Here is a 13,213-nt window from a genome sequence, read left to right on the forward strand (position 1 = left end):
ATGCTTATTTTTGCTCACCGCGGTGCTAGCGGTTATCAGGTCGAAAACACCTTAGCCGCAATGGCAAAAGCACTAGAACTAGGTGCAAAAGCAATTGAATTAGATGTACATAATGTTGAAGGCGAGTTAGTGGTCTTTCACGATAGACGCCTAGATAACAAAAGCTCGGGTACGGGTGTTATCCATACTGTGACTAAAGATTATTTGGCTGGGATAAACGTAAAGGGCGAACCCATACCAACATTGTGGCAAATACTGGAACTGATTGCCGGACGCTGCACTGTCAATATCGAATTAAAAGGGATAAATACCGTTCAGCCCTTAGTCGACTTATACCCAAAAGTGTTGAGTGAACTAGGATTTACTGAAGATCAGCTATTAATATCCTCCTTTAATCATCCCTATCTAAGTGACATTAAGCGCGCATTACCTCAGGCTCTAGTTGCCCCACTACTCGCCAGCATTCCACTGGATGGGGCTACAGTAGTGAGCCAACTTCGTGCTTACTCTTTACATTTAGATGTCAGTTTTATCAGCCAAGCACTCGTGGACGATGCTCACCAAAGGGGCGCAAAAGTGTACGTGTATACTGTAGACCATAGCGATGATATTCATGCTCTAAAGCAAATGGGAGTTGATGGTATTTTCAGTAATTATCCCGATCGCGCTATGGAGGCCCTAACTCAAACACCCTCGCTCAATTACCAAGGCTACTTTGAGTAAGCTTCAGTGACAAGATCAAGCTTGGTTGTTTCGCTGAGCCCAATAGCCGATAAAAATAAACATAGAAACAATTAATAGAAACATCCAATGTGGTGGCATGGCAACAATATGCCTAGCTACCCAAGGTGTTGTTTTTATGATTAAAAGACCATAACCAAAAGCGTTTAGAATGATAAAGACGAAAGTGCGCAGTACAAAAGAATATCCTAAGAGATGACGTCTTAAAATGCGGTTTACATCCGCGGAAAACACCAAAATCAGGCACACCACCATAGCGGTGGCAATATCAAATGCCCAAGGGCGAAGCATATTACCCAATTGGGCGATAATGGCAACTAACTGTTCAAACATAATATTCAACCTAGAAAGCTGTTCTCAAACCATAATACTGGCTAAGACAGTGTATTGAAAAATAACAATAACAAGCATAAAGGGAGATGCTGTGAGGCACAAGTGACTCTTACTCTCCAAAGCAAATGCACTCCATCGCCAATGAATTGGGGGCAAAATTCCCCCAATCTAGTTTGACTCAATGATAATTCTGTCAATGTTGCAAGCCTACATAGTGGATGAGCTGATCTTAAACGGGCGCTCTCTTAAAACCCCACCGTCACAACTATAGTGGTGACCATCAAGTAGCAGATGAACGATCACTATAACCAACCAATTGATTTTTAATAGCTATTAAAATAAAAAAGGCAATAGCCACGCTTATTGCCTTTATGCTACCGCATTTAATTAAAGCGATTAAACCTTAAAACTACGCTTTAAGAATTGACCAACTAATACCGAATGGGAATCCATTTCTTGAATAACGTCATCATTTAAACTCACCATTTCACTGCCAAGCTGATGACTTAAATGGGTAAACTGCGCCGCATTCACCACACTTCGGTTCATTTCATTCGCCACACTCGATTGTTCTTCCACTGCACTAGCAATGTGGTGAGTCATATCGGTGATAGTCGCGATGGCTTCACGAATCGTTTGTAACGCAGCCCCCGCCAGATCGGCAGTCGAAATACATTGTGAGGCCGCCACTAAGCCATGCTGCATACTCTCAACGGCCTTACTGGTTCCTTGCTGCAATAAGCTAATCATGCTGTGAATTTCTTTAGTTGCATCATGGGTACGTTGCGCTAATGCACGCACTTCATCGGCCACCACTGCAAATCCTCGCCCCTGCTCTCCGGCTCGAGCCGCTTCAATTGCCGCATTCAGCGCCAGTAAATTAGTTTGACCCGCAATACTCTGAATCACGTCAAGCACAGTACCTATATCTTTACTGTGGCTTTCTAATTGAGTAATCACCTTAGCAGTCTCCTGTAACTGCTCAGCCATAGCCTGAATAGAGCTAATCGTACTCGCAACCCTTTTATCACCATTAATGGTTTCGGCCGATGCCATTTGAGACGCACTGGCGGTATCGGCGCAATTGGATGACATATCCCCTAACGTGGCAGTCATTTGCTGCATGGCTGTGGCAACTTGTTCTATTTCAGAAAGCTGAGACTGACTTGTTCTCTGTATTTCCAACCCCTTAGCCGCCGAAACTTTAGCCTGCTCAGCGACGTTATAGCAGGAGTCTGATGCGCGGCCAAGAATCGACTTAAGCTCCGAACTTTGCATTTGTAGGGCCAAATCTATCGCGCCAAGATCATCACAGTTACCACTATAAATATGTGCCATCAGAGGGCTATCGTAGATCCGCTTCGCTTTTTCAACTAAGGCATAGTAGCGACCAAGCACGAGATGCCCTCCCACAAGCAATACAATGAAGCTAAAGATAAAAGCAATAAATCCAACCAATCCAACTTTAATCGCTAGGTACAAAACAGGTAGCAAAGCAATTAAAGCGATCAGCAGTAACTTGGTTGGCATACTTAGGGTAAGCTTTAATGCGTTGATACTGCCTGTTTTATTCAATTCACTATAGGCAGCTTCTGCTCGCTTAACTTGCTCGCGACTAGGCTTAGTACGTACCGATTGAAACTCAACGACTTGGCCATTAATGGAAATAGGTGAGACATAAGCATCCACCCAATAATGATCGCCATTGGCACAACGGTTTTTGACGATGCCCTTCCATGGCTCCCCTTTTTTGATTTTTTTCCACAGATCTTCAAATGCCTGTGGTGGCATATCCGGATGACGAACCATATTATGGGTCTGGCCTAACATGGCATCGAGCTCATAACCGGAGGCCTTACAAAATGAGGCATTCGCGTAGGTGATATGACTCTGAGTATCCGTGGTCGATAATAAAATCCAATCTGCCGGATAGTCATATTCACGCTGTGTAACTGGTAAGTTTTTTCTCATGATCACCTTATGGAATAACGATTAATATTTTTAGTCATCCATGAGGCATCACCCTGAGCAGTTGCTTATCTTTACTTAAAATTGCCACTCCATTTCTAGGCACTGAGCCAAGAGAATAGCCTAAAAAATGTGCGCAGAGTAACAAATCATTAAACTTTCTAGCACTCTCTTATATCCTTTTTTAATACTGTATTGCATTTGATAAGCGTTTTCATTTAGAATTAGACCAATTCATTTTGGAGACTAATATATGTACGTTTGTCTTTGCCATGCCATCACAGATACGCAGATTAAAAACGCGGTAAGCCAGGGCGATAGTTCCCTTGCCGATGTGAAAAAGCGTTTAGGTGTTGCAGATCAATGTGGCAAATGTGCAAGAATGGCCGTACAGATAATCCAAAATCAATTGGAGCTAGAACCTAAATATTATGAAGTAGCGTAAGTCATTTAAAGTTAAGTTTTAAATAGCAAAAAAACCGTTAAATATTAGTCGTTATAATCACAACACGCCTTACGACTGTATCTCACCAATCCGCAGACCAAACGGTTGTCATTAGGGCGACTTATCCCCATAAAAATATTTGTAAACCTGCCTATCAACACATTAACTTTTAATCAAAAACACCTCATCAAACTCAAGCTTTAATTAATAAAACATTATTATTCAATGAGGTGCGTTCAAAATCTAATATCGTGCTATTTACGTTTCAAAAGATAGGCGGCTTCATTTAACCAAGGAACCTCTTTTTTAACGAATCGAGGGTTATCGGCTAATACATCTTGGCAAGCGAGTGCTTGGATCTCAAAATCATCGGTTAGATGGGCTTCAATCCAATTGGGCGACACAGCAAATGGCGGGCCGTTTAAGGTTTCTTGTGGATAATCTAGGGTAACAAGCAAACCAAGGCTGCCGCTAGGTAATAAATTGGCCAGTTGCTTAGCATACTGTGCGCGCATCTCTTCGGGCCAAGCAATTAACGCCGCACGATCATAAAATGCCGTCACATCTTGGGTAATGCGCTTAGGTAAGGTGAAAATATCACCCTGATACAAACTGACTTGCTCGGTTTGATAGTGTTGATGCTCACCCTCAACAGTTTGTGTCATCTCGAGTTGGTTATCGCTAAAGAACTGCTGCACCGCTAATTCATTCAACTCACATCCTATAACTTGGTGCCCCTGCTCTGCCAAGAAACACATATCTAAGGATTTACCACACAAAGGCACAAACACTTTAGCCCCGGCAGGCAATGCTAACCGTTGCCAATACTGAACGAGGAAGGGATTAATATCCTGTTGATGAAAGCCTATCTGCTGCTTGTACCACTTTTCATGCCAAAAACCGGGTTCCATAGGAATATCTCAAATAACGAAAGTAGCCCTACTCTAATGGCATTTCCAAATAGATGCAAAACCGCTAATGTAAGCAACGCTTCCTCGCTGTGTAAAAACTAACTTACTGATCTAACGCCTCTTGCACCTTACGAAGCCATACACAGTTATCGCATTGACACTGACGACGAGATAGATGATGTGGACTCAATGAGGAATCAATAAAATCAACAGCGATCAGTAATTGCTGTTTTAACTCAGCAATCGATTTTTTCTCCACTGCAACCAGTTCATCATTTTGGTTCATCCAAATACATTCCATACCCTGATGACAGGTTAAACATTGCTCATCACTGTCATTAAAAAACACGGCATGGGGACAATGGGTGACTTCCATCGACTGTAAAATACGCTTACGTGGATATTCCAATAACTCGATCAATAACGCTTTATATTGGGTGGGCATATGCCCTCCTTTAATGCACTCTGTCTGTGGGTTTTCTTAACCAAAATTTATCCCATCCAATGCCACAAAGATTACCTATAGTTGCCACTATTTAACTTGATATAAGTCAAAGTCAGCGACGAAATGATGCGATAGGCAGCCTATGACTTGCGCTAATACCTAAGCAACCTCAAAATGCAAGTTCCACTTCACTCGATAGCGATATTTCCGCTCAATACCGGTGAAGTGGCAAAATAAGGAGCAGAATTTTGAAAACACCCCAGTTACAGCATTTTTACATTTCTGAAGAGCAATCTATTTATTTGCTCAAAGCCAATGATGCCCGCAAGCACAAGGCGTGGATCCGTCTATGTAAACAACAATTAAGTAAACTGGGTTATTCCGATATTGAATTCATCGGCAAAGGAGCTTATGGCTTCGTGTTTGCGGGTATTAATCTGGAAGGTGAAGCCCATGTATTTAAATTTTCAAGGATTAACCTTCCACAACATATTCAGGATAGGCTCGAAGAAGAAGCCTTTATGCTGTCCTTACTCACACACCCTAATATACCCAGAGCGATCAAATTTGAGCGAGTTGGTAGACAAGGTATTCTTGTGATGGAACGCGCTAAAGGAGAAGATCTTGAGCAACTTTGCCGTCGTTTAGGTGCACTTCCCGCTGCGATGGTAATGAGCATTGCTCGCCAACTCGCTGATATTCTTTATTATCTACGCACAGGTAAACCACTGGTTCATGGCGATATCAAGCCATCAAATTTAGTCTACGATATCCAAAGCCAGCATTTGTCTTTGATCGATTGGGGATCGGCAGTATTTGCCCAACGCGATGAATATAATAAGCCAGTTGAAGACAATGTAATGGCACTGATGTCGAGCGATCAGCAACATACCAATGCCCGCATGGGTGATGTGTATTTTATTGGTGAAGAACAGCTTAATGGCGGACTCTCAAGCCCACGCTTTGACGAACAAGGTGTGGCTGCCACCTTATATGCACTCGCATCAGGACAAGCAAGCCGCTTCGGCGCTCAAGTTATTCCTCCCACCAGCATAGGTTTACCCGTGGAACTCGCTCGTACCTTAGAAGGTATGCTCAGTAGCGATCCTCAGCAGCGTATTATTGCTGGCGATTACTTTTTAAAGAGCATGAGACACAGCCACCGATTGCATTTGCCTGAGTTGCCTAAAACTGAATTACAGGGCGAAATCCCCGTATGGGTACAATCCCGCGACAAAGATGTAGAAACGGTTAGCTATAGCTCACGTAAATCCTTTTTAAAGGAGCATAACGCTCAAGATCCTATCGCTAAGATGGATGATATTCAGCTCGAAAAGTATTATCGAAACTTTTTAGCGGGCATGGGGGATACCGAAAAGGGGTTTATCGCTGCTGTTGGTCGTTTGGCTCAATACCCTATCGTGGGAGGGCTGGCAATTCACTGGCGGGAAAGTGGTGTGTTTATCGATTCAAATCTTGCCATTTATGATGCTCAACAAAAAAGTGCCTTGGTCATCGCGGTCAATAATATGGTGACACTAGCGCGAGGGATTAAACGTATCGGGGTTTTTAAAGCCTGTTTCTTTAACGCAAGAGACACGCTGCATATTGAACGGGCTAGCACCAATGAGCCTTTTGTCGCCAGTGCCGATCAGCAATTACCTTTTGAAGTCGGCGATGTGCCCACTCTAGAAGATAAATCACGCTTACATTCCTACTTTGAGGATGGTAAAGATCCCGATGAAAACCTCGAATTACCCGTCGAAATAATGGAAGAACTGGCGCGTATCAACCAGATCCATCATACAGGTTGCATCATTTTTGAGGCGCTGCCGAATCACTTAAAAATTCACAGTTACTTAAAGCTACTCAATCCACGTAAACAGGCCGCATTTCGTGCTAGCCTAGATCGCATTTTGCACCATGTGGGTAAGATCCAAGGTCATGGTGTCTCTGGTTTTATGAAATTGCCCTATAAAAATACCCGTCGCTTTACTCATCTTGAGCGTCAAGCTGATCACTTTTATCCCAAAAATCCAAAAGAAATAGGCGCCTAATCGCGCCTACTTAAACACTATTTTGAAGTTAAATCGGTGCGCCTGGCGGTAATATTAACGGCTTAACAATAAGTTTGGCCTTAGCATCGGTTAGCCCCTGATTGAATCCCTGCTGCAGCCAATTATAATGGGCTGCACGATTCATATTCGCTCGATTTGCCTTAGCTTTTAATTGTTTAATCGCAAACTGAGCGCGATCGTTCATTACCGCTTTTACCTCAGGGGAAGTGTGCGGATCGTGCAGCGTTGCCAGTACTTCATCAATCACGACGGCATTAACCCGCATCCATACACCTTCGATAAGCCCAAGCTGATTTTCTTGGTACAGCGTGGCCGCAAATAGTTTATCCAATAAACTGGCTACTGAAAGCTGTTCATTATCCGCCATCGATGCTTGGCTCACACGGTTTAAACGCTTCGGCATCAATAACAAACTAACCGTATGGCGACTAAATCCCTCTGCCATAGCTAAAGGATCACTTATTGCACCGAGACCCGAATCAAAGGATTCGCGAGTAGTGCGATAATTCCCCGCCTTAGGTACTAAGCTATCGAGCAAAAGCGGAGGTACAGTTAAACTAGTTGCATCTAAGGTTTTTAATAATGTATCTAATGCCGTTAGCTGTAACTGTGGAGCGATATAACTCCAGCGACTGCCTTCACCAATGGACTGATAATTGTAGTCAGTGCCACCAATAAACTTAGCAACTGCATCAATTTGGTAACGCGTTAGCAAATAAATAGGCGCAAAGGCATCGGCTAATTCCCCTAGCGGTTCACTAGGATGTAGCGCTGCACTGGAAAAACCTTCAATGGCTTTTGTACGAATTTTATCGAGCATCACCAGTTGAGCAATAGGATCTTCCCCACTATCCCACAGGCTTGCATAGGCTTGGCTAGCATCCTTTTGGCGTGAATCGCTCTCACCAATGTAACGTAGGCCCTTTTTCGCTACCTCAGCCAATAATTGGGTTTGGAGATTTTTTTGCGCAATAGCATCCCCTTCATCACTGTAACCATAGGTAATTGCAAAATAATCCCAAGGGCCAATCCCAGTAGTATAAGGGGCTGAGATATCAATATCATTGCCCTTTAGTTGGATCTTAGGATGAGGGTAATCCATCACGGAGGCATCCTGATTGGTCGAAGCTGCAAAGTTATGATCTAGCCCTAAGGTGTGACCCACTTCATGGGCCGCCAATTGTCGAAGACGCGCTAAAGATAACTCTGTGGCAGCTTGTTCTGCCGCGACCCTATCCCGCCAAGCTGCGGTTAACCCTTTAGCAATGAGATAATCCTGACGAACGCGCAAGCTACCCAGCGTAACTTGACCTTTAATAATTTCACCCGTGCGCGGATCGGTTAACGCCGCGCCATAGGACCAGCCCCGAGTTGCTCTGTGCACCCATTGGATCATGTTGTAACGAATATCCTGTGGATCGGCATCCTTTGGCAGTAACTTCACTTGAAAGCCATCAATAAAACCCGCTCGGGTAAATGCACTCTCCCACCATCTGGCACCATCAAGTAAGGCAGAACGAATAGGCTCAGGTACACCGGGATCAAGATAATACACTATCGGCTTAACCACTTTGCTTGGTAAAGGGCCTGGCGTCAGTTTCTGCAAACGGTGCCTTAACATAAATCGCTGTACGAGAGGTTGATCAAAATCGGTCGCATAATCCTGATATTCATCGGATAAATAACCACTCATCGGGTGATAAGCCCTTGGTTGATAACCCTCATCGGGGAGTTCAACGAAAGAGTAACGCATCCTAACTGACATCAGAGTGCCGTCGGGAGTGACCTTGGCAACGTCTTTCCCTGCAACAGCATTATGAAACGTAAGTTGGACATCAACATCGGCATTTCTTTCAAAGGATTTGACTCCAGCAGGTAAGATAACTGAGCGACTCAAATCGAGCTGATAATCTCCCTGTGATGTTTGTTGTAATACCGACGATACGCCATGTAAATCATTGAGAACGAGATTATTTATCGCCACAAAATCAGGTTTACCCTCAATGACCTTCCCTTGCCATAAAACTGAGTCCGCAAAGGCTTCTTTAACCGCCCTCTGCTCTGCTATATCGAGGGTATTAGCACGATATTGGGTATTGAGTTGCTTAAGTATTATGTAGGGGCCTTGCCGCTCAAACTGCACCATACGGCTTTGACCAAGCTGACCGCGATCTAAGCCTATATCATTTGAACCAACGCCCTCAGGGAGGCTAGTGACTAATAAGAAGGGCTGATTGAGACGATCGACTTCAAGGTATAACTGTCCCTGAGACGTTTCGTAGTAAAGGTTAAGAAACCCTTTAGCCTCTTGGCTCTGTTTAATGATCTTAGTGCTAGGTTCACGAGCCGCGACACTCATAACAGGTAAGCCTAAAAGAATTAAGGCTAAGGCTAAGTTATAGGGTTTCATGCTTCCTCCTAATAGTGCTGGCTGCAGGGCGTATGCCTTGCGAGGCCATCACTGGCCCCAAGCAAAAATCAACTATGCTGGTTCTTGTGCTGGATCCAGTGATTTAACGTCTCAAATAGCTCATTGAGCACTATGGGTTTAGTAATATGGGCGTTCATTCCCGCTGCCAAACTTTTTTCCCTATCACCTGACATTGCATGGGCGGTCATCGCAATAATAGGTAGTTCTTCTGGACTATAACGCTCACGCAACGCCCTTGCAGCCGTTAATCCATCCATCACTGGCATTTGAATATCCATCAACACCGCATCAAAGGGACGGGAATCGATAATATCCAACGCGACTTGACCATTATCGGCTAGCACCACTTCATAGCCTGCGCTCTTAAGTAATTCAGTCGCCACTTGTTGGTTGATAAAGTTATCCTCTACCAGCAACACTAAACCTGTATGCTCGCCAACGTCAGTTTCTTCCATGGACTGAACTACATTTAACCTCGGCTCATCGGCAAAAGCGGCGATGATCTCATCAAACAAACTCGATGCTTTAAAGGGTTTTTGCAGCACAGCAAATACGTTGGCACTTTCCACCTCATACTGCAAAGGCTCTGCAGAGTAAGCCGTCATCATAATAATTACAGGGCGCTTATCCAGCCTGCCTTCAGCGACCATAGTATCGATAGCACTGATCACATCACTGCCATCCATTTCGGGCATCATCCAGTCGAGCAATAATAAATCGATAGGATCCCGTGACAGTTTATACAGGGCTTCGGCGCCACTGGCGGCGGTATCCACTTCAAAGTGGAAATCCCGCATCACAGCAGAATAGATTTGCAGTGCAGTTGGATTATCATCAACTACTAACGTACGTAAATTATTGAGTTTTTCAGGTACGACTAGCGGCTCAACCTTAGCTTCTTCGGCAATTTCAAAACTGATGGTAAAACTGAAGGTACTGCCGACGCCAAGCTCACTTTGTACTTGCATCTTACCGCCCATCATAGACACGAGATGCTTACTGATCGATAAACCTAAACCTGTGCCCCCATATTTACGCGTCGTGGAACCATCGGCTTGGGCAAAGGCATCGAAGAGTTTTTCCTGCTGGTCTTTGCTAATACCAATACCGGTATCTCGCACCCAGAATTTAAGGGTAATGCGATGATCTCGCTCGCCGACATCCTCACAACCCAGTTCAATTTCACCCGATTGGGTAAATTTGACCGCATTCGATAATAGATTTATCAGCACTTGGCCTAGACGCAGCGGATCGCCCTTAAGAATAAGCCCTGCGGTGACGGGAGCATAGAGTAAGAGTTCAACCCCCTGCTCCTGAGCCTTGAGTGCATTAAGATCAAGCGCATGGTCAAGCACTTTATCCAGTGGAAATGGCACCCGCTCAAGCTCAAGCTTACCCGCCTCAATTTTAGAAAAATCAAGAATATCATTAATAATTCGTAATAATGATTGGGCAGAGAAACCGGCCTTTTCGAGATAATCTTTTTGCTGCGGCGTTAATGAAGTGCGCTGCGCTAACTGCAACATACCGATAATAGCGTTCATTGGCGTGCGGATCTCATGGCTCATATTCGCCAAGAACTCACTCTTGTAGAGGTTTGCCAGTTCCGCATCTTGTTTAGCTTCTAACAGGGCAACTTCATTACTCTTTTGTCTGGTAATATCTTTATGTGTCCCCAGCATCCGCTTAGGTTGACCATCGGCGGTAAATTCCACCACCCGACCACGACAAAGCACCCAATGATAGGTACCATTCTTGCCTAACAGTCGAAACTCAATTTCATAGGCATCAACCGGATCTTGTAAATACTGGTTACGATATTCCTCCACCCGAATACGATCATCAGGGTGAGTTAAATGATCAATTGCCGATACCAACGCTGGGAACTCATTTGTTTTATACCCCAGCATAGAATAATACGCGGGGTTACAGATGATTTGCTCAGAATCTAAATACCAGTCCCACAATCCATCCTCTACCGCATCCATAGCTAAGTGGTAACGCTCCTCAGATAAGCGTAATTGTTCAGCAGATTCATATTCTCGCGTCACATCACGCCATACTGCGATTAATCCGAGCAACTCACCGCGGCGGTTATAAAATGGCAATTTGAGAGTATCGAGTAACACGGGTTTACCCGCCAACTCGACCTTTTCTTGATAACGCAGCGGTGTACGATCTTTAAGTACTTGTTGATCTTCGGCGCGAATACGGATCCCCATTTCCGGTGAGGTAAGATCCTCTGATGATAGGCCAATCATCTCACTCTCGGTGTAACCCAGCATGCGCTCTGCAGCCTTGTTACAACCTAGGTAGTTGCCTTCTTTATCTTTGAAGACAATAGCCTCAGGAATCGAATCAAGGAGCGAACGCAGCAGTGCATACTCACGTTCACGACGCTCAGTGGTGTCTTTCAAGCGCTCTGTACGCCGCGCCACAAGTTTATCGAGACGCTTATTCTGCTCAGCAAGATGATGAGTATATTGTTTATTTTCTTCAAAAATCCGACTCACCAACAAAAACCAAGGCTCCCAACCCTGAGTAATTTTCTCAGGCGGTTTGCGCGGTTCTTGAGAACATCCCTCAAGGTGCGACAAAAGACGTGATGCAGGACTAACAAAAGAACGACGCGTTTGCCAATGCACGATAGTCACCAGCACTGAGAGCGCAATCACCACTAAAATAAACGTCAGTTGCAATTTTTCCCACGAATCTTGGAATAGGTCGTCTTCATCTTGTAAGTACAACAAACGCCAAGGCGCGTTATGTAAGGCGACTGAGTGGATATAGTAGCCATTACGGATCATGCCTTCATGGGCATCGAACAGTTCAGACTCAGGTAAAGAATGTAATTCAGATGGAATGCGCTGACTGATGTGATACACCCGATTAATATCGGAACTGTCAAAATCACTGTGGGATAAAATATTGTTCTGTTGATCGAGCAAAATCACAGTGCCGGGCATTCTAAAATAAACGCGGATTTGCCGCGCAAGTGAAGCAAGGGTCATATCTAAGTTAATAGAACCAATAAACTCATCATCTAGATAAATTGGAACGCCCAAAGTAGTGAGCAAACCTTTACCCGTTGAATCAATGTAGGCCTCACTCCAAAACACACTGCGCTGCGGGTTCATCGCTGGAGTCGCATACTGGAACTGTTTCTTATTGAGGAGTTCATCCCTAAATCGCAAATCATCATTGGTCCAAGGAAAATAGGACATGATTCTTTGTCTGGATAAATAATAAATAGCTGACGCTTTAGGGGCGGCTTCTTTCGCGACGGGAAAAGACAAAGATAATTCAAATAGCATCTCAAGTTCTTGATAAAACTTGTCACTACGACCATCAAGCGATCCAGCACCAGTAATCCTTCCCATATTAGTGAAAGGCTTGCCTCCCTTGGCATAACTGGGCTCAAGGGTAAAATATTGACCACTTTCGTTAAATTTACCGTACTCAGGTAAACGGTCTTTCCGAACTAGCTCACCTAAGCGTAAATGATCGACTGCAACATCACGCAGACTTTTTACGGCACGAATACTCGACTCAAGCAACAGATCAATTTGCAACACATGTCGTTCAACTTGCTCTTCACGCTGTTCCATCTGCTGGGTTTTCTGGCGGTCAAAAAACACCCACGCAGTTAATAACGACATGACGATAACGCCTATGTACGTATAAAAAACGGCACGGTTGTAATTCTTTTGGATCGGCGATTTTAGTTGAAGATCCGGCTCACTCGATTTCATCCACTACCCTTGATTGCAGCGCTTTATTTTAGCTCTCTGTGACAAAAGCTATAGGGCTAATATAGTAGCAGGAAGAAACCACCAATCACATTAAATAATTGCCGAACTA

Annotated in this window: 9 protein-coding genes; 3 read left to right on the forward strand and 6 right to left on the reverse strand. The window is 44.2% G+C overall.

Going from position 1 to position 13,213, the window contains the following annotated elements:
• Positions 1-723: a glycerophosphodiester phosphodiesterase gene (locus tag MZ182_RS17490; protein WP_115017073.1), complete on the forward strand. Its 723-nt coding sequence runs from the start codon at positions 1-3 to the stop codon at positions 721-723.
• Positions 724-738: 15 nt separating this feature from the next.
• On the opposite strand, the gene MZ182_RS17495 is transcribed toward MZ182_RS17490, so the two are convergent.
• Positions 739-1,074, reverse strand: a complete 336-nt coding sequence (locus MZ182_RS17495) for a DUF3392 domain-containing protein (protein WP_011788029.1) — start codon at positions 1,072-1,074, stop codon at positions 739-741.
• Between the two features lie 396 nt (positions 1,075-1,470).
• Complete coding sequence (locus MZ182_RS17500; protein ID WP_248068454.1) at positions 1,471-3,045, reverse strand: PAS domain-containing methyl-accepting chemotaxis protein; 1,575 nt, start codon at positions 3,043-3,045, stop codon at positions 1,471-1,473.
• A gap of 250 nt (positions 3,046-3,295) precedes the next feature.
• Here MZ182_RS17500 and MZ182_RS17505 point away from each other — a divergent pair, with 250 nt between their 5' ends.
• Positions 3,296-3,487, forward strand: coding sequence for a bacterioferritin-associated ferredoxin (locus MZ182_RS17505; RefSeq protein WP_011788027.1), 192 nt, complete (start codon positions 3,296-3,298; stop codon positions 3,485-3,487).
• A gap of 254 nt (positions 3,488-3,741) precedes the next feature.
• Here the strand turns inward: MZ182_RS17505 and MZ182_RS17510 are convergent, their stop codons facing one another.
• Both MZ182_RS17510 and MZ182_RS17515 read right to left on the reverse strand, forming a co-directional pair.
• A complete protein-coding gene (locus MZ182_RS17510) occupies positions 3,742-4,398 on the reverse strand; it encodes a thiopurine S-methyltransferase (protein ID WP_011788026.1) in 657 nt (218 codons plus the stop codon).
• 103 nt (positions 4,399-4,501) lie between these two features.
• The gene (locus tag MZ182_RS17515; RefSeq protein ID WP_011788025.1) at positions 4,502-4,843 is read right to left on the reverse strand and encodes a hypothetical protein; all 342 of its coding nucleotides are present in this window, start codon (positions 4,841-4,843) and stop codon (positions 4,502-4,504) included.
• A 248-nt stretch (positions 4,844-5,091) separates the two neighbouring features.
• On the opposite strand from MZ182_RS17515, the gene MZ182_RS17520 reads away from it, so the two are divergent.
• A complete protein-coding gene (locus MZ182_RS17520; protein WP_248068457.1) occupies positions 5,092-6,900 on the forward strand; it encodes a protein kinase domain-containing protein in 1,809 nt (602 codons plus the stop codon).
• Between the two features lie 28 nt (positions 6,901-6,928).
• On the opposite strand, the gene MZ182_RS17525 is transcribed toward MZ182_RS17520, so the two are convergent.
• Both MZ182_RS17525 and MZ182_RS17530 read right to left on the reverse strand, forming a co-directional pair.
• Positions 6,929-9,331: a zinc-dependent metalloprotease gene (locus MZ182_RS17525; RefSeq protein WP_248068460.1), complete on the reverse strand. Its 2,403-nt coding sequence runs from the start codon at positions 9,329-9,331 to the stop codon at positions 6,929-6,931.
• Between the two features lie 68 nt (positions 9,332-9,399).
• Positions 9,400-13,104 carry a response regulator gene (locus MZ182_RS17530; protein ID WP_011788022.1) on the reverse strand — a complete coding sequence of 1,235 codons (3,705 nt, stop codon included), beginning with the start codon at positions 13,102-13,104 and terminating at the stop codon, positions 9,400-9,402.
• Positions 13,105-13,213: the final 109 nt, after the last annotated feature.

It is taken from the genome of Shewanella sp. JNE2 (genome assembly GCF_023159115.1).
GTDB lineage: Bacteria > Pseudomonadota > Gammaproteobacteria > Enterobacterales > Shewanellaceae > Shewanella > Shewanella putrefaciens.